Genomic DNA, 17,157 nt, shown 5'->3' on the forward strand with positions numbered 1-17,157 from the left:
AAACGCTGCCTCAAGCGCTACATCGCCCGCGAGCTCTACCGACGCCTCGAATCACCACCGCTCGCGGCTTGACCCGTCATAGGAGCGTCCTGATCATCCGGGGGTCAGGGCAGGATGCGGGGATGGACCTGGCGGAGGTGGCCGACGAGCTGTACGCCGTTCCGCCCGAGGAGTTCATCGCGCTGCGCAAGGAGCGCCAGGACGCCGCCCGGGCCGACGGCGACAAGGCGCTGGCCAAGCAGATCGGAGCGCTGCCCAAGCCCTCCACCCCGGCGTGGGTGTGCAACCTGCTGGTGCGCGCGCACCGCGCCGAGATCGAGGGCCTGGTCGAGCTGGGCGACCTGCTGCGCGAGGCGCAGGACAATCTGGCCGGGGACGAGCTCAAGGCGCTCGACGTGCAGCGGCGCCAGCTGCTGACCGCGCTCACCCGGCGGGCGCGGGCGGTGGCGTACGACGCCGGTCACCCGGTCAGCACCGCGGTCGCCACCCAGGTGGAGGAGACGCTGCGGGCGGCGATGTCCGACCCGGAGGCGGGGGAGGCGCTGCTGTCGGGACGGCTGACCGCGCCGATGTCCTACAGCGGCATGGGGGAGCTGACCGGTCGCCCGAAGCTCCGCCTCGTCCCGCCGCCCCAGCCGGCCGCCGAGCCGCAGCGGGCGCCCGCCCGGCGCACCGCACCGAAGGGACCCGAGGCGGAGCCCGCGGCCGAGCGCCGGCGGCGTGAGCAGGAGGAGCGGCAGCGCGCGGCCGAGGAGAAGCGGCAGCGGGAGCTGGCGGAGGCGCAGGCGGCCGCGGAGGAGGCGTCCGCCGCCGCGGACGAGGCGGAGAGCGTGCTGGCGGAGCACCAGCGGCAGGTGGCGGAGCTCGCCGGGCGGCGCGCGGAGCTGGCGGCACGGGTGGAGGAGCTGGCCGACCAGCTGGCCGACGCCGAGCGCGCGGCCGCCGACGCCGCCTCCGCGCTGAAGCGGGAGGAGCGCCGGCGGGCCGCGGCCGAACGCGATGCCACGGACGCCGCCGAGGCCCGCGACCGCGCCCTCTCCCGCGTGGAGCACCTCGCGGGAACGGGCGGGAGCTGACCCGCGGCGGTCAGCCCATCGTCTTCTGGCCGTCCAGGGACTCGCGCAGGATGTCGGCGTGCCCGGCGTGCTGCGCCGTCTCGGCCACGATGTGCAGGAACACCCGCCGGGCCGAGCGGACCGCGCCCGGCGGGAACCACGGCGCCTCCGGCAGCGGGTGGGCCAGGTCGAGGTCGGGCAGCGTGCGCACCAGGTCGTCGGTCCGCCGCGCCACCTCCTCGTAGCGGGCCAGGATGCCGGCGAGGGTCTCGTCGGGGCCCATGCGGAACTCCTCGCCCCAGGCCTCGACCTGGGCCGCGTCGTCGGCCGCCGTCATGGCCGACGTGCCCTCCAGGATGAAGTCCCCCCACGACTCCTCGGTGCCGGACACGTGCTTGACCAGCCCGCCGAGGGTCAGCTCGCTGGCGGTCGGCCGCTGCCGCGCCTGGTCGTCGGTGAGGCCCTGCACGGCGAACCGGAGGAAGTGCCGGTGGGTCGCGAGCGTCTCCAGCAGGTCGGCGCGCTCGCCGGTCAGGGTGGGCTGGTCGGGGAGGGTGCTCTGGCCGGTCACGGTGGATCCCTTCGTCAGGTGGTCGGTCAGGAACGACGCTAGGAGCCATTGGTGCCAGCGTCTGTCACCGATGCGGAAGACTCTTGACCCGTGGCCGACACCGGGAACCGCACGCTGCGCCTGCTCTCGCTCCTGCAGGCCCGCAGGCAGTGGCTGGGCGGTGAGCTCGCCGACCGCCTGGGCGTCTCGCTGCGGACGCTGCGCCGCGACGTGGGGCGGCTGCGCGAGCTGGGCTACCCGGTGGAGGCCCAGCCCGGCGTCGACGGCGGCTACCGGCTGGCACCCGGCGCCGCGCTGCCCCCGCTGGTCCTCGACGACGACGAGGCGGTGGCCCTGACCGTCGGTTTGCAGGCGGCCGCGCAGACGGCGGTGACCGGGATGGCCGAGGCGTCGGTGCGCGCGCTGACCAAGGTCGTCCAGGTGCTGCCGCCCCGGCTGCGTCACCGGGCCGACGCCCTGCGCGCCGTCACCGACTCCGCGGCCTGGACCGCCCCGGGCGGCACGGTCGACCCCGGGGACCTCACGGTGGTCGCGCAGGCCTGCCGGGACACCGAGCGGCTGGTGTTCTCCTACACGGCGGCCGACGGCACCGGCACCGACCGGTTCGTCGAACCGCACCGGCTCGTCGCGCTCGGGCGGCGCTGGTACCTCGTCGCCCACGACCTCGACCGGGGCGAGTGGCGGACCTTCCGGCTCGACCGGCTGACCGGGCCGCGCGCCACCGGCGCCCGCTTCGCCCCGCGCGCGCTGCCGGCCGAGGACGCCGCCGCCTTCGTGCGCGCCGCGCTCGGCGTCCGGGGGACGCAGGCCGCGGTGGAGGTCCTGGTCCACGCGCCGGCCGAGGAGGTGCGGCGGCGGATCGGCCGGTGGTCGTCGGTGGAGCCGGTCGACGACCGGCGCTGCCGGGTGCGCATGGAGTCCGACGACCTCGCCTGGCCGGCCTTCGCGCTCGGCGTCGCCGGCGCGGAGTGCACCGTCGTCTCCCCGCCGGAGCTGCGCGACCTGCTGGGGGAGTGGGCGCAGCGGTTCGGCCGGGCCGCCACCGGCTGAGCTCCGCCGTCCGCGGCGGCGACCGACCTCACGCGCAGGAGGGGCCGGCCGGGCGATCGGGTCCACCGGTGGGGTCTCCTCGGCCACCGGCGGCCGGTCGGCGTCCACCGTGCGCCCGAACTCCTGGGCCGCCCACACCGATCCGTCCGGCGCGCAGAACACCCCGACGCCCAGCCGGTCCCACCCCGGGTTCAGCACGTTCGCCCGGTGGCCGTCCGACCGCATCCAGCCCACGTGGGCGACGCCTGCCGGCACCGGCCCCGAGGCGGTGAAGATGTTCTCGCCCAGCCCCCGGAAGCCCGACAGCGCCTCCCGGGAGAGCACCTCCCGCACGTCCTGGTGCTCCAGCACCCCGCGCTCGGCCATGGCCGCGCTCCAGTCGCGGGCGACCCCGGCCAGCTCCTCGTTCCAGGCGACCGGCTCCAGGTCCCGGGCCCGGCGCTCGTCGTTGACCCGGTCGAAGATCTCCCGGGCGATCCGCTCCTCCGGGGCCGCGGCGTCGCCGGCCGCCGGCGGGGACTGGGGAGCCGGCGCGGTCCCCGATGCCGACGAGGGCGACGCGACGACGCAGCCGCTCGTCGAGAGGACGGCGGCGACCAGCGCCCCGAGCAGCGGAGCGGTGCGGCGGGCCATGCCGCTGCGGTACCCGCTCCGGGCCGGCGGACCCCTGTACCGGACTGCACGGTGGGGGCGGCGGACCTAGCGTGTCGCCATGGCCGCCCCCTCACGCGTCGCGATCGTCACCGGGTCGGAGTCGGGGATCGGCCGGGCCACCGCCGTCGCCCTGGCCGAGCAGGGCTGCGACGTCGGGATCACGTGGCACCGCGAGGAGCGCGCGGGGCAGGAGACCGCCGAGCAGGTGCGCGCGCTGGGCCGGCGGGCGGAGGTGCGGCACCTGGACCTCACCCGGCTGCCCGCGGCCGCTGACGTCGTCGACGAGCTGGCCGACGCCCTGGGCGGGGTGGACGTCCTGGTCAACGACGCCGGGACCGGGCACATGACGCCGCTGCTGGAACTGGACCTCGCCACCTGGCGCGAGGTGCTGGCGACCGACCTCGACGGTGCCTTCCTCTGCCTGCAGCGCGCGGCCCGGCGGATGGTCGCCGCCGGGAACGGCGGCCGGATCGTGAACATCACCAGCGTCCACGAGCACCAGCCGCGCGTCGGCGCGGCGGCCTACTGCGCGGCGAAGGGGGGCCTGGGGCTGCTGACCCGGGTCGCCGCGCTCGAGCTGGCCGAGCACGGGATCACCGTCAACGCGGTGGCGCCGGGGGAGATCGCCACCCCGATGACCGGACAGGAGGACGAGGACCCGGACGCCCCGGGGCACGAGCGGCCGGGCGTCCCGCTGCGCCGGCCGGGGGACGCCCGGGAGGTCGCCGCCGTCGTCGCCTTCCTCGCCTCGCCGGCGGCCGGCTACGTCACCGGGGCGTCCTGGGCCGTGGACGGCGGAATGCTGCAGATGGGGCCGATGGCCGGCTCGCACCTGGAGCGCGACGACTGGCGCCGCGGCTGAGTTCAGGCCCTGCGGCGGTCGGCCTTGTTCCGGTAGAGCTGCGCGTCCGCGCGCGCCAGGAGCGAGGTCACGGTGTCCCCGGGACGGGCGCCGGCCACCCCGGTCGTCCAGCGGAACGGATGGGTGGACTCCAGCGCGGCCATCAGCTCGGCCGCGGCCGCCTCGGACGTGTCCGGGAGGCAGAGGACGAACTCGTCGCCGCCGTACCGCCCCAGCAGGTCCCCCCGGCGCAACCGCCCGGTCCAGCCGGCCGCGAGGTCGCGCAGCAGCGCATCGCCCGCGACGTGGCCGTCGCGGTCGTTGACCTCCTTGAAGTCGTCGAGGTCGAGGATCGCCACGGCCATCGGCGTACCGGTGCGCGCGGCCTGCGCCAGCTGCCGGGAGGTGTGCTCCTCCCAGGCCCGCCGGTTCGCCACCCCGGTCAGCGGATCGGTACCGGCGGCGGTCCGCAGCCGCCGGGCCAGCCGCCCCTGCACCTCGGTCAGCACCGCCACCGCCGCCACGACCGGCAGCCAGGCCGGGAGGAATCCGCCGGGGGCGGCGGCCCACGCGCCCGCGCTGGCGGCCACGATCAGCAGCGCCGCGTGCGCCCGGGCGGCGGGCAACGACAGGAAGTGCGCCGCGTACATCCCGGCGGCGAGCTGGGCCGGGCCGAGCCCGACGATCCCCACGGCGGTGGCCGACCGCCAGGCCAGCAGGCCGATGAGCACGGCGAACGCGGCCACCCCGGCGTGCAGCGCCCACGGCGGCACCCGCCCGGCCGCCCACGCGAGGGCCGCACCGGTGACCAGGCCGACCGCGCCCAGCACCCACAGCAGACCGACCGGGGTCCCCGGGGCCATCGGCACCGCCGCGCCTCCCCAGCACAGCGCCCCGGCGACGAGGTACAGCAGTGCCAGGAGCGCGGCGGGGGTCCGTCCTCCGCCGTGCACCGCGCCACCTCCCCGTTCTCCGCATCCTGCCGCCGTCCCATCGGCACCTCCCGGGTGGGCCACGGCAGCGAACCCCCGCAGGTCACCCGCACGGGTGAGGGGAGCCGTCCCGGGGCACAGGGGCCTGCGTGGATGATCTCGCCCCCGGCCCCCCGGTTCCCGCGGGCAGCACCCTGGGCGTCGAGGAGGAGTTCCACCTCGTCGACCCGGAGACCTTCCGGCTGGCGCCCAGCCCCGGGCTGGCCGCCGCCGCGCTGGCGGGGGAGTTCGGTGCGCGGGTGCACCCGGAGATCACCACGACGCAGCTGGAGACGGCCACCGGCGTCTGCCGGACCCTGACCGAGGTGCGCGACGAGCTCGCGGCCACCCGGGCGGAGGCGCGGGCGGCCGCGGCGGGCGCCGGGGTGGTGCTGCTCCCGGCCTCCACGCACCCCTTCGCGGGCTGGCGCGAGCAGGTCATCACCCCGGGCCCCCGCTACGAGGCCATGGTCGAGCGCTGGGCGGGGCTGGCGCAGCGGCAGGACATCTGCGGCTGCCACGTGCACGTGGGCGTGCCCGACCTGGACACGGCGGTGGCCGTGCTGGACCGGGTGCGGCCCTACCTCCCGGTGCTGCTGGCGATGACCGGCAGCTCGCCGTTCCACGACGGCGCCGACACCGGCTACGAGAGCTACCGGACCCTGCAGTGGGGCCGCTGGCCGCACACCGGGATCCCGGAGCTCCAGGGCTCCGCGGACCGCTTCCGGGCGGTGGTGACCGGGCTGGTCGCGGCCGGTGTCATCGGCGACGCCTCCCACCTGTACTGGGACGTCCGGCCGTCGTCGCACCTGCCGACCCTGGAGTTCCGGCTGGCCGACGTCTGCACCGATGTGGACGACGTCGTGCTGCACGCCGCGCTGGTCCGCTCACTGGTGCGGGTGCTGGCCGCGCGGGCGGAGCGGGACGAGCCGGTGCCCGAGGTGCGCACGGAGCTGCTGCGGGCCGCCCGCTGGCGGGCCGCTCGCGACGGGCTCGGCGGGCAGCTGTTCGACCCGGTCACGGGCGCGCTGGTCGACGGCCGCACCGCCGTGGCGGGGCTGCTGGCCGAGCTCGCCGACGACCTGGCCGACGCCGGCGAGGAGGACGACGTCCGCGCGCTGGTGCGGCAGCTGCTCGGCCGGGGTACCTCCGCGACGCGCCAGCGCGCGACGTTCCGGCGCACCGGCGACCTGCGGGAGGTGGCCGCGACGATCGTCCGGGAGGGGAGCGCGCATGGCTGATCGGGAGCTGCGGCAGATCCGGGAGCTCGCGCGGCCGCTGCGGGGGCCGGCCGACCTCGACCCGCTGCTCGACCGGGTCGGCGACGCCCGCGTGGTGGCGATCGGGGAGGCCAGCCACGGCACGCACGAGTACTACGCCTGGCGCGCGGCGCTCACCCGGCGGCTGATCGAGGAGCACGGCTTCGGCCTCGTGGCCGTGGAGGGTGAGTGGCCCGACTGCTACCGGGTCAACCGCAGCGTGCGGCTGCGTGCGGACGCCGACGAGGACCCGCGCAACGCGCTCGACGCCTTCTCCCGGTGGCCCACCTGGATGTGGGCCAACGACGACGTCGCCGACTTCTGCCGCTGGCTGCGGCAGCACAACGCCGGGCTGCCGGAGGACCGGAGGGTCGGCTTCTACGGCCTCGACGTCTACAGCCTCTGGGACTCCATGCACGCGCTGGTCGACTGGCTGGCCGAGCACGAGCCCGGCCACGTCGACCAGGCGAAGGCGGCGCTGGCCTGCTTCGAGCCGTTCGGCGAGGACGGCGCCGAGTACGCCTTCGCCAGCCGCTTCGCGCCCACCTCCTGCGAGCAGGCAGCCGTGGAGCTGCTGCGCTCGCTGTGCGCCGAGCGCGGCCGGGCGGAGGCGGCGATCGACGCCGAGGCCCGTTTCTCGGCCGAGCAGAACGCGGCGGTGGTGGTCGACGCCGAGCGCTACTACCGCGCCATGGTCCGCGGCTCCGCGGAGTCCTGGAACGTCCGCGACGTGCACATGGTGGACACCCTGGACCGGCTGCTCGAGCACACCGGCCGCCGGGCCGTGGTCTGGGAGCACAACACGCACATCGGCGATGCGCGGGCCACCGACATGGCCGACGCCGGGATGACCAACGTCGGGCAGCTGCTGCGCGAGCGGCACGGCACGGATGACGTCGTCCTGGTGGGGTTCGGCGGGTACCGCGGCGGGGTGGTCGCGGGCCGGGAGTGGGGCGCGCAGATGGAGCGGATGCCGGTGCCCCCGGCCCGGGCCGGGAGCCTGGAGGACCGGATCCACGACGCAGTCGGCGAGGACGCGCTGTTCCTCTTCCCGCGGGACGGCAGGCCGGAGTGGCTCGACCGGCGGCTGGACCACCGGGCGATCGGCGTCGTCTACCGGCCGGAGCGGGAGCGGTGGGGGAACTACGTGCCCACGGTGCTGGGCGAGCGGTACGACGCCTTCCTCTACCTGGACGACACCACGCCGCTGCGGCCGCTGCACCTCGAACACGCCGACGAGCACGTGCCCGCCGCGGCGTTCGGGGCCTGACCGTGCCCGCTTCCGCCGCGTCCGGCCGCCTCGACAGCCGTCCGCCGGCCGCGCCGCCGGTCGATCCCTGGCCGGCCGGCGTCCACGCGCTGGAGCTCGGCGGGGGAGCGGAGGTGCTCCTCGCCGTTCCCCCGGGGGAGCCGGCGCCCCGCCCGCTGCTGGTCTTCTTCCACGGCGCGGGCGGGGAGCCGGCGCAGAGCCTCGCGGCGGTCGGCCCCATGGCCGCCGAACGCGGTGTGCTGGTGCTCGCCCCGCGTTCGGGCGCGGCGACCTGGGACCTGATCTCCGGCCGGCTCGGCCGGGACGTCGCGGTCCTCGACGCCGCGCTCGCGCAGCTCGGCGCGCACGTGGCCGTCTCGCGGTCGGCGGTCGGCGGCTTCTCCGACGGCGCCTCCTACGCGTTGTCGCTCGGGCCGGCCAACGGCGATCTCTTCGACGCCGTGCTGGCCTTCTCCCCGGGGTTCGCCGGTCCGCCGGTGCAGGTCGGCACACCACGCATCTGGATCACCCACGGCACCGGCGACCGGGTGCTGCCGGTCGACCGCTGCGGCCGCCGGCTGGCGGCGGCGTTCGACGCGTCGGCCTACGCGGTCACCTACGACGAGTTCGACGGCGGGCACGTGGTCCGCCCTGAGGGCGTGGCCACGGCGCTGGGCTGGTGGCTGGGTACCTCGTGAGCCGGGCTCACACACACCGGCGGGACGGTCGACGTCCGTCCCGCCGGTGCGCGAACTCAGGCGGACTCGCGCTGGGTGATGTCCTCGTCGCCCGGATCGGTGTTCTTCGGACCGCCGGTCTTGGACACCTCCCAGTTGGGCCCGAGCTGCTCGAGGGCCAGCCGGCCGTAGACCTGCTGCTGGGTGGCCACCCGCTCGGACCGGCCGCGGCCGAGGAAGCTCACCATCCAGTGCAGCACCGTGGTGACGCGGCTCTTGAAGCCGACGATGTACATCAGGTGCACGACCAGCCACAGCACCCAGGCGATGAACCCGCTGAACTTGAACGGCCCGATGTCGGCGACCGCGGAGAACCGCGAGATGGTCGCCATCGACCCCTTGTCGGAGTAGTGGAACGGGTCCTGCGGCTTCTTGCCGGTGACCCGGCGCTGGATCGCCTCGGCGGCGTAGCGGCCGCCCTGGATCGCGACCTGCGCGACCCCGGGGAGCTTGCTCAGGGCCATCATGTCGCCGACCACGTGGATCTCCGGGTGCTCCGGGAGCGTGAGGTCGGGCTCGACCGAGATGCGCCCGGCGCGGTCGACCTCGGCTCCGGTCTGCTCGCCGAGCATCCGGCCGAGCTCGCTGGCCTGCACGCCGGCCGCCCAGATCTTGGTCGCCGCCTGGATCCGCCGGACCGTGCCGTCGGTGTCCTTGACCTCGAGCCCGTCGGCGTCGACGCCGGTGACCATCGCGCCGAGCTGGACGTCGACCCCGATCTCGTTGAGCTGCCGCCGGGCACGGTCGCCGAGCTTCTTGCCGAAGGAGGGCAGGACCGCCGGTGCGGCGTCGAGGAGGATGACCCGCGCGCCGGTCGGGTTGATGTTGCGGAAGTCCCGCCGCAGGGTGCGCCGGGCCAGCTCGGCGATCTGGCCGGCCATCTCCACGCCGGTGGGCCCCGCCCCGACGACCACGAAGGTCAGCAGCCGGTCGATCTCCGCCTGGTCGTGCGCGATCTCGGCCAGCTCGAAGGCGCCGAAGATCCGCCCGCGCAGCTCGAGGGCGTCGTCGATGCTCTTCATGCCCGGCGCGAACTCGGCGAACTGGTCGTTGCCGAAGTAGGACTGACCGGCGCCCGCGGCGACGATCAGCTCGTCGTAGGGGTGCACCGTCTTGCGGCCGAGGATCTCGGAGCTGACGGTGCGGGCGGCGACGTCGATCTCGGTGACCTCGCCGAGGATGACGCGGGCGTTCTTCTGCCCCCGCAGGATCTCCCGGGTGGCGGGGGCGATCTCGCCCTCGGAGAGGATGCCGGTGGCCACCTGGTAGAGCAGCGGCTGGAACAGGTGCTGGGCGGTCTTGCCGATCAGCGTGACGTCGACCGGGGCCTTCCGGAGCGCCCGCGCGGCGAACAGGCCGCCGAAGCCGGAGCCGATGATGACGACGCGCGGCCGCCCGCCGGGGAAGTCGTTCGGGGCGGGGACCTGCGCTGGTGATGTCGTCATGATGATTCATCCTTCCACTCCGGGCGGGATCGCTCTCGAACGGCCCCTGTGAGATGCGGGACACACGCCGGTGTCCTGTATTCGCGGAGCCGGCCGCGGGCGGGTAGACCCGTGGGGATGCCGCCCTCGGTCTCCGTTGTTCTCGTGCCCGGTCTCGGGCTGGATGAACGTTCCTCGGGCAGGTTGCGGAAAGAAGTTGGGGCGACGGTGGTGGTGCTGCCCGGCATGGGGCTGGCCGAGCGGGTCCCGCCGGTGGACGAGCTCGCCGCCCGGCTCCGCGCCGCGCTGCCGGACGGTCCGGTCGTGCTGGTCGGGCACTCGCAGAGCTGCCAGGTGGCCGCGGCGGCCGCCCGCGACCCCCGGGTGGTGGGGGTGGTGCTCTGCGGCCCGACGACCGATCCGCGGATGCGCCCGTTCCGCGTGCTGTCCTGGCGCTGGCTGCGCACCGCGTTCACCGAGCCCTGGTGGCAGGTGCCGCTGGTGCTCCGGCAGTGGCTGCACACCGGGCCGCGGGCGATGACCGCGTTGTGGCGCACGGCGTCGCCGGACCCGATCGACGCCCGGCTGGCGGGGCTTCCCGTGCCGGTGGTCGTCGTCCGGGGCACGCGCGACGCCCTCTGCCCGGGCGACTGGGCGGCCCGGGTGGCCGCGGCGGCCCCGCGCGGCCGGCTGGTGGAGCTGCCGGGCGCGGTGCACATGACGGTGCAGACCCATCCCCGCGAGGTCGCCGCCGCCGTCCGGTCGCTCCTGCCCACCTGACCGGAGGCGGGGCGCCGGACCGGTCCTCCTACTGGCCGTCGGTCCGGCCGCGCACGTCCGCGTAGCGCTCCCGCACGGCGGTGGCGGGGGCGGCGTCGAACTCGGCGAGGCCGGGCTGGGGCCACTCGGGCGGGGTGTCGGCGCCGGAGAGCACCCAGGCCGCCTGGCGGGCGGCGCCGTCGGCCACGTACTCGCCGGGCGGCGGGACGAGGACCGGCCGGCCGAGGATGCCCGGCGCCAGCTGCTGGACGGCGGGCGAGCGGGCGGCGCCGCCGACCAGCAGCACCCGCTCCACCTGGACGCCCTGGGCGACGACGGCCTCGATGCCGTCGGCCAGGCCGCACAGGAGCCCCTCGACCGCGGCCCGCGCCCAGTGCGCCGGCGTGGAGGTGCGCAGGGTGAGCCCGTGCACCGAGCCGGTGGCGTGGGGCAGGTTGGGCGTCCGCTCGCCCTCGAGGTAGGGGACGAGCACCAGGCCGTCGGCTCCCGAGGGGGCCGACAGCGCGAGGTCGGAGAGGGTGGCGTGGTCGACGCCGAGCAGCGCCGCCGCGGCGTCGAGCACCCGGGCGGCGTTCAGCGTGGCGACCAGCGGCAGGTGGTTGCCGGTGGCGTCGGCGAAGCCGGCGACGGTGCCGGTCACGTCGGCGACCGCCGTCGGGGTCACCGCCGAGACGACCCCGGACGTGCCGATCGAGACCACCACGTCACCGGGGCGGGCGGAGAGACCGAGCGCGGCCGCCGCGTTGTCCCCGGTGCCCGGGCCGAGGACCGCTCGCGTGCCGGCGAGGGTGCCCACGGCCTCGGCCGGGCCGGCCACGCGGGGGACGGCGGGGCGGCGCCCGCGCATCGCCAGCTCCAGCAGGTCCAGCCGGTACTCGCCGGTGCGGGCCGACCAGTAGGCGGTGCCGCTGGCGTCGCCGCGGTCGGTGGCCAGCGTCCCGAGCTCGCGGTCGGCCGACATGCGCCAGGTCAGCCAGTCGTGCGGCAGGCACACGGCGGCGGTGCGGTCGGCGTTGGCCGGTTCGGCGTCGGCCAGCCAGCGCAGCTTCGTGGCGGTGAAGGAGGCGACCGGCACCAGCCCGACGGCGTCGGCCCACGCCCGGCGGCCGGCCGCGTCGTCGCCGTCGCCGAGTTCGCGGATGAGCTCGGCGGCCGCCGGAGCCGACCGCACGTCGTTCCACAGCAGGGCGTCGCGCACGACCTCGCCGCGCTCGTCCAGGCAGACCATCCCGTGCTGCTGCCCCCCGACCGCGACGGCGGCGACGTCGGCGAGGCCGCCCGCGGCCTCGGCCGCGGCCCGGAACGCCTCCTCCCAGGCCCGCGGGTCGACCTCGGTGCCCTCCGGGTGCGGCGCGCGGCCCGACCGCACGAGCTGCCCGGTGCCGGCGTCCCGGACGACGACCTTGCACGCCTGCGTCGAGGTGTCGACGCCCGCCACGAGGGTCATCGGAGCGCTCCGGCTGCCGTGGCGGTCGGGACGCGGACGGGGCGGGCCGCGGGCGGGCGCGGCAGCGACACGGGGGTCATGGGACTGGGACCTTAGGCGGCCTCGGCCGGCCGTGCCGGGTCGAGGTAGCCGGATCGGGGGAGCGCTCGTCTTGACCGCCGGCACCGGCGCCCCTAATTTGTTGACTCAACCGACGAATCCACGTCGACGGAGCCGAGGAGGTGGCGGTGGGTACCGTACCGACGCTGTACGACGGCTCCTCCGAGCGGCGTGCGCCGGCCGACCAGGCCACCGTGCGGCGCACCAACCTCGGTCTGGTGCTGCGGCACCTGCGCGACTCCGGCCCCCGGTCCCGCGCCCGCATCGCCCAGGAGACCGGCCTGAACAAGGCGACGGTGTCCAGCCTGGTCGCCGAGCTCGCCGAGCGGCGCCTGGTCAGCACCGGCGACGTCGACCGGGCCGGCTCGGTCGGCCGGCCGGGGCTCACCGTGCACCTGGACGGCGCCTGCGTCTGCGGCATCGGCGTCGAGCTCAACGTCGACTACGCCGCCGTCCTCGTCCTGGACCTGCGCGGCGCGGTCCTCCACGAGCAGCGGCGGGCGCTCGACATCCCGGCCCTGGGCGCCGAGCGCACGCTCGATGCGGTCGCCGCGCTGGTGACCGACGCGGTGGCCGTCGCCGCCGCGGCGGGTGCCCGCCCGGCCGGGCTGACCGTCGCGGTCGCCGGGCTCGTCCGCAGCGTCGACGGGGTCGTCACGCTCGCCCCCAACATCGGCTGGCGCGACGTGGCCGTCCTGGACGGACTGCGCGCCCGGCTCGGCGTCGACTTCCCGATCCGCGTCGAGAACGACGCGAACCTCTCGGCCATCGCCGAGTGGGCCATGGGCTCGGAGGCGGGCACGCCCGACCTGGTCTACCTCACCGGTGAGGTGGGCGTCGGCGGTGGCGTCGTCGTCGCCGGCCGGCTGCTGCGCGGCGCCGGCGGACTCTCCGGCGAGGTCGGCCACACGTCCCTGGGCGACCCGGACCGGGTCTGCGGCTGCGGGCGGCGCGGCTGCTGGGAGACGGTGGTCGGGCTGGCCGCCCTCCTGCGCGGCGCCGCCGATCCCGGCGACCCGGTGCACGACCCGGGCCGGGACCTGGAGACCCGGCTGGCCGAGGTGGCCCGCCGCGCGGAGGACGGCGACGCCCGCACGCTGGCGGCCCTGGAGCAGGTGGGCACGTCGCTGGGCACCGGCGCCGCCGTGCTCATCAACGTGTTCAACCCGCGCGTGGTGCTCCTGGGCGGCTACTTCGCCGTCCTCGGCCGGTTCCTCATGGCGCCGCTCCTGGCGGAGCTGGAGACCCGCGTCCTCGCCCCGGGCATGGCCGGCGCCCGCGTCGTCCTCTCCACCCTGGGCTTCACCGCCGCCGTCCGGGGTGGCGCGCACGTGGCCCTGGAGTCGGTCCTGGACGACCCCACGCTGGTCCCCGTGGCCGCGCTCGCTCCCGCCGGCGCCCCCTGAGCACCCGCCGGGGTTCCCCCGGCGGCTCCCCGTACTTCCCGATGCAGTGTCCGATATCGATTTCTCTGGACGGAGATCCCCGCATGACCGACCGATTCACCCCGACCAAGGACGACAAGTTCAGCTTCGGCCTCTGGACCGTGGGCTGGCAGGGCGTCGATGTCTTCGGCGGTGCCGTCCGCCCGGTGCTGGACCCCGTCGAGGCGGTGCACCGCCTCGCCGAACTCGGCGCGGCCGCCGTCACCTTCCACGACGACGACCTGGTGCCCGACGACGCCACCCGCGACGCGACCCTGGAGCGGTTCAAGAAGGCGCTCGACGAGACCGGCATGGGCGTCGAGATGGCGACCACCAACCTCTTCGGCGCCCCGGTCTTCAAGGACGGCGGCTTCACCGCCAACGACCGCGCCGTCCGCCGGTACGCGATCGCCAAGGTGCTGCGCAACATCGACCTCGCCGCCGAGCTGGGCGCGAAGACCTACGTGCTGTGGGGCGGCCGCGAGGGCTCGGAGTCCGGTGGCACCAAGGACGTCGCCGCCGCGCTCGACCGGTACAAGGAGGGGCTGGACCTCCTCTGCGCGTACGTGCGCGACAAGGGCTACGACATGCGCTTCGCGCTGGAGCCCAAGCCCAACGAGCCGCGCGGCGACATCCTGCTGCCGAGCATCGGGCACGCCATCGCCTTCATCAACGAGCTGGAGGAGCCCGACCGGGTCGGCCTCAACCCCGAGGTCGGGCACGAGGAGATGGCCGGGCTGAACTTCGCCCAGGGCATCGCCCAGGCGCTGTGGCACGACAAGCTCTTCCACATCGACCTCAACGGCCAGCACGGCCCGCGCTTCGACCAGGACCTGCGCTTCGGTGCCGGCAACCTGCGCGGCGCCTTCTGGACCGTGGACACGATGCTCGGCTCGGGCACGGGCAAGGCCTACGACGGCTACGTGCACTTCGACTACAAGCCGCCGCGCACCGAGGACATGGACGGCGTCTGGGAGACCGCCCGTGCCTGCATGCGCAACTACCTGATCCTCAAGGAGAAGGCGCAGGCGTTCCGGGCCGACCCCGAGGTCGCCGAGGCGCTGGAGGCGGCGAAGGTCGGCGAGCTCGCCGTCCCGACTCTGGGCGACGGCGAGAGCCTCGACGCGCTGCGCAACGAGGCCCACGACCCGGTCGCCCTCGGTGAGCGCGGGCTGCAGTTCGAGCGGCTGGACCAGCTGGCGATGGAGCACCTGCTCGGCGTCCGCTGAGCCCTGCCGGGGCGGGCGGCCGGGGTTCCGGCCCGCCCGCTCCGGTCAGGCGGGCCGTCGTCGAGCGACGACGGTCAGGGCCAGGAGTACGACGAGGGCGGCGGTCTCGACCCAGAACGTCTCCCACCACAGGGGAGCTGCGGTCGACTCCACGAAGCCGAACAGCCCGACGGTGGTGGAGACCACCAGGGCCGCGAGCGTCCCGGCGGCGACGAGCGCACCCAGGACGGCGGCCCGGGCGAGGAGCCGGCGCGGCACCGCCAGCAGCAGGACCGCGAGGGCGAAGCCGGCGACGGCGTTCAGCAGGAAGGCCGGGCCGATCACGTCGATGGTCCGGTAGCCGTCGGACCACAGGTCCAGGTGCAGCCACGCCATCGCGGCCAGCAGCACCGCTCCCGCGATCCGCAGCGCCCAGGTGAGCGCCGTCGCCGGCCGGGCAGGAGCCGGTGCGGTGGTCATCAGGTCACCTCGATGGTGATCTCCATGCCCATGGAGCGGTGGGCGCCCACGCTGCAGTAGAAGACGTACGTCCCGGGCTCGAGGTCGACCGTCAGCGTCTCCGACCCGCCGGGGCTGAGGATCTCCGTGGCCGCGACGTCCTCGCCGTCGCGCTCGACGACCAGGTCGTGGCTGGCGCCGCCGGCGTTGACGACCTCGATCTCGTAGCTGCCGGCGGAGAGCTGGTCCTCGTCCACGGAGATGCTGAAGTCCTCCTCCGTGGCGGTGATCGTCTGCACGGCGCTCTCCGAGCCCGAGGGCGCGGCCGGCTCCGGCGCGGTGGACGACGACGGGCTGGACGACGGGCTCTCCACGGGCGCCGGAGCGGCGGCCCCGTCGTCGGAACCCATGCCGCAGGCGGCGGTGAGGGAGAGGGTGCCGGCGAGGAGGAGCGCCGAGGCAGCCGGGCGCATCCTCCCGGAGGTGCGAGAACGGGAGCTGCGGGAACGGGACATGGGCCCTCCTCGGATCGACGGGGCCGTCCGCTCGGCTGCACACGGCGCCCGCTGTCCCAGGCACGGTGCTGCCGCCGGGACATCAGGTGTTCGTGCGCCGCGGCTGCTCCGGATGGGTTCCGACCGGCCCGGTGGTCCGGCACCAGTCGACGACCGTGCCGAGCACCTCGTCGTCCACCGGCGAGCGCAGCTCCTTCTTGTAGGCGCCGAGCGACGCGGGTCCCGGCTGGCGGCGCAGCGTGTGCGTGAGGTCGGGCACCAGATGGGTCTCCACCGGCCCGGCGGCCGTGCCGGCCACCACGGCGAGGTCCTCCGGCGGGACCTGGAGGTCCTTGGCGCCGGTGATCGCCAGCACCGGGGCGGAGATCCGGCGCAGGTCCTCCCGGGGGTCGTGCGCCAGGAACTCCCGGTGCCACCGCGCGTTGATCCGCGCGCTCCCGATCCGGGCGACGTCGGTGGTGGTGCGCTTGATCCGCTCGTGGTTCGCGGCCACCTTCCGCTCCAGGTCGACCCGGAGCAGCCGCAGCAGCAGCCGGACCGGCCGGGGCAGGGTCGGCCCGATCTGCCGGGCCTGCCAGCGCAGCAGCTCCTCGCCCGGGGTGGCGCTCATCGCGAGGAGTACCAGCCCGGCCACCGGGACGCCTCGCGCGGCGAGCGCGGCGGCGAGGATCGCGCCCTCGCTGTGCCCGGCGAGCACGATCCGCGCCGGGTCCACCTCGGCCCGGTCGCGCAGGCGGTCGAGGGCGGCGGCGAGGTCGTCGGCGTTGTCGTGCAGCCCGGCCGCCCGCCAGTCGCCGGGGCTCTCACCCACCCCGCGCTTGTCGTAGCGCAGCGAGGCGATCCCGGCTCCGGCCAGGGCGGCGGCCAGCTGCCGGGTGACGTCGAACCGGGCGCGGCGGTGGTTGGAGTCCCGGTCGAGCGGACCGGAGCCCGGGGCCAGGAGCACCGCCGGTACGGGCAGGGGCCGGTCGGGCAGCGTCAGCGTGCCGGCCAGGGGTGCCGCGGGCCCGGGGACCTGCAGCGGGACGTCGCGCACGTCAGCGCCCCGAGAGAAGGGAGGCGGCCACGGCTGCGGCGTCGTCGGCGCCGACCAGCAGGGTGTCGTAGCGCTGCCCCTCCAGGCGGACCCGCACCGCCGGCTGCCCGCGACGCACGCACACCAGCGTGCGCTCGCCCGGACGGCGCCAGGTGCCGATCTTGCGCAGGCCGGGCAGACCCAGCCCCGGTGCGCGCAGGCCGCGGGGGGCGCCCGGGCCGTCGCGAACGACGTCCACCTCGCGGATCGAGGACCGGGGCACCGAGACGTCGTGCAGGAGCCCGGCGATCTTCTCCCCGCGGGTCAGGCGGACGGTGAGCGTGGTGGGGGTCGCTTGCAGCGTGGCCATGCCGCCACGATTCTCACCTTCGAGAACGT

17 protein-coding genes and 1 pseudogene are annotated in these 17,157 nt (G+C 75.9%); 9 read left to right on the top strand and 9 right to left on the bottom strand.

Annotated elements, in window-relative coordinates; genetic code table 11:
• Positions 1–122 precede the first annotated feature (122 nt).
• Positions 123–1,076, top strand: a complete 954-nt coding sequence (locus BD833_RS19725) for a hypothetical protein (protein ID WP_166534872.1) — start codon at positions 123–125, stop codon at positions 1,074–1,076.
• 10 nt (positions 1,077–1,086) lie between these two features.
• Here the strand turns inward: BD833_RS19725 and BD833_RS19730 are convergent, their stop codons facing one another.
• Positions 1,087–1,626, bottom strand: a complete 540-nt coding sequence (locus BD833_RS19730; RefSeq protein WP_166534929.1) for a DinB family protein — start codon at positions 1,624–1,626, stop codon at positions 1,087–1,089.
• Between the two features lie 90 nt (positions 1,627–1,716).
• On the opposite strand from BD833_RS19730, the gene BD833_RS19735 reads away from it, so the two are divergent.
• The gene (locus BD833_RS19735) at positions 1,717–2,676 is read left to right on the top strand and encodes a helix-turn-helix transcriptional regulator (protein ID WP_166534873.1); all 960 of its coding nucleotides are present in this window, start codon (positions 1,717–1,719) and stop codon (positions 2,674–2,676) included.
• A gap of 192 nt (positions 2,677–2,868) precedes the next feature.
• Here BD833_RS19735 and BD833_RS19740 read toward each other — a convergent pair.
• A pseudogene (locus BD833_RS19740) lies at positions 2,869–3,309 on the bottom strand (CAP domain-containing protein); the annotation flags it as partial.
• A gap of 79 nt (positions 3,310–3,388) precedes the next feature.
• Here BD833_RS19740 and BD833_RS19745 point away from each other — a divergent pair.
• Positions 3,389–4,192, top strand: a complete 804-nt coding sequence (locus tag BD833_RS19745) for an SDR family oxidoreductase (protein ID WP_166534874.1) — start codon at positions 3,389–3,391, stop codon at positions 4,190–4,192.
• Positions 4,193–4,194: 2 nt separating this feature from the next.
• Here BD833_RS19745 and BD833_RS19750 read toward each other — a convergent pair whose 3' ends face one another.
• Positions 4,195–5,124, bottom strand: a complete 930-nt coding sequence (locus BD833_RS19750; RefSeq protein ID WP_166534875.1) for a GGDEF domain-containing protein — start codon at positions 5,122–5,124, stop codon at positions 4,195–4,197.
• 128 nt (positions 5,125–5,252) lie between these two features.
• Between BD833_RS19750 and BD833_RS19755 the strand changes: the two genes are divergently transcribed.
• From BD833_RS19755 to BD833_RS19765, 3 genes are read left to right on the top strand one after another with little or no spacing between them, the layout of a single operon-like run.
• Complete coding sequence (locus BD833_RS19755) at positions 5,253–6,383, top strand: carboxylate-amine ligase (protein ID WP_166534876.1); 1,131 nt, start codon at positions 5,253–5,255, stop codon at positions 6,381–6,383.
• Positions 6,376–7,671, top strand: coding sequence for an erythromycin esterase family protein (locus BD833_RS19760; protein WP_166534877.1), 1,296 nt, complete (start codon positions 6,376–6,378; stop codon positions 7,669–7,671). The genes BD833_RS19755 and BD833_RS19760 overlap by 8 nt, the downstream gene beginning before the upstream one ends.
• A 2-nt stretch (positions 7,672–7,673) precedes the next feature.
• Positions 7,674–8,348 carry an alpha/beta hydrolase gene (locus BD833_RS19765; RefSeq protein WP_243737829.1) on the top strand — a complete coding sequence of 225 codons (675 nt, stop codon included), beginning with the start codon at positions 7,674–7,676 and terminating at the stop codon, positions 8,346–8,348.
• 56 nt (positions 8,349–8,404) lie between these two features.
• Here the strand turns inward: BD833_RS19765 and BD833_RS19770 are convergent, their stop codons facing one another.
• On the bottom strand, positions 8,405–9,832 hold the full coding sequence (locus BD833_RS19770) for an NAD(P)/FAD-dependent oxidoreductase (RefSeq protein WP_166534878.1): 1,428 nt from the start codon (positions 9,830–9,832) through the stop codon (positions 8,405–8,407).
• Positions 9,833–9,949: 117 nt separating this feature from the next.
• Here BD833_RS19770 and BD833_RS19775 point away from each other — a divergent pair, with 117 nt between their 5' ends.
• A complete protein-coding gene (locus BD833_RS19775) occupies positions 9,950–10,591 on the top strand; it encodes an alpha/beta fold hydrolase (RefSeq protein WP_243737830.1) in 642 nt (213 codons plus the stop codon).
• Positions 10,592–10,619: 28 nt separating this feature from the next.
• On the opposite strand, the gene BD833_RS19780 is transcribed toward BD833_RS19775, so the two are convergent.
• Complete coding sequence (locus tag BD833_RS19780) at positions 10,620–12,038, bottom strand: xylulokinase (RefSeq protein ID WP_166534880.1); 1,419 nt, start codon at positions 12,036–12,038, stop codon at positions 10,620–10,622.
• Positions 12,039–12,265: 227 nt separating this feature from the next.
• On the opposite strand from BD833_RS19780, the gene BD833_RS19785 reads away from it, so the two are divergent.
• Positions 12,266–13,543 (top strand): ROK family transcriptional regulator, encoded by a 1,278-nt coding sequence (locus tag BD833_RS19785; RefSeq protein ID WP_166534881.1) that lies wholly within the window; start codon positions 12,266–12,268, stop codon positions 13,541–13,543.
• Positions 13,544–13,626: 83 nt separating this feature from the next.
• Complete coding sequence (xylA, locus tag BD833_RS19790; RefSeq protein WP_166534882.1) at positions 13,627–14,790, top strand: xylose isomerase; 1,164 nt, start codon at positions 13,627–13,629, stop codon at positions 14,788–14,790.
• 45 nt (positions 14,791–14,835) lie between these two features.
• Here xylA and BD833_RS19795 read toward each other — a convergent pair whose 3' ends face one another.
• The 4 genes from BD833_RS19795 to BD833_RS19810 form a co-directional block, all read right to left on the bottom strand.
• Positions 14,836–15,249, bottom strand: a complete 414-nt coding sequence (locus tag BD833_RS19795; protein ID WP_166534883.1) for a hypothetical protein — start codon at positions 15,247–15,249, stop codon at positions 14,836–14,838.
• Positions 15,249–15,743 (bottom strand): cupredoxin domain-containing protein, encoded by a 495-nt coding sequence (locus BD833_RS19800; protein WP_166534884.1) that lies wholly within the window; start codon positions 15,741–15,743, stop codon positions 15,249–15,251. The genes BD833_RS19795 and BD833_RS19800 overlap by 1 nt, the downstream gene beginning before the upstream one ends.
• A gap of 82 nt (positions 15,744–15,825) precedes the next feature.
• Positions 15,826–16,779 (bottom strand): alpha/beta hydrolase family protein, encoded by a 954-nt coding sequence (locus tag BD833_RS19805; RefSeq protein ID WP_166534885.1) that lies wholly within the window; start codon positions 16,777–16,779, stop codon positions 15,826–15,828.
• A gap of 1 nt (position 16,780) precedes the next feature.
• Positions 16,781–17,128, bottom strand: coding sequence for a hypothetical protein (locus BD833_RS19810; protein WP_166534886.1), 348 nt, complete (start codon positions 17,126–17,128; stop codon positions 16,781–16,783).
• Between the last annotated feature and the right edge of the window lie 29 nt (positions 17,129–17,157).

Origin of the sequence: Blastococcus xanthinilyticus (assembly GCF_008124835.1) — a bacterium.
Classification (GTDB): Bacteria; Actinomycetota; Actinomycetes; order Mycobacteriales; family Geodermatophilaceae; genus Blastococcus; species Blastococcus xanthinilyticus.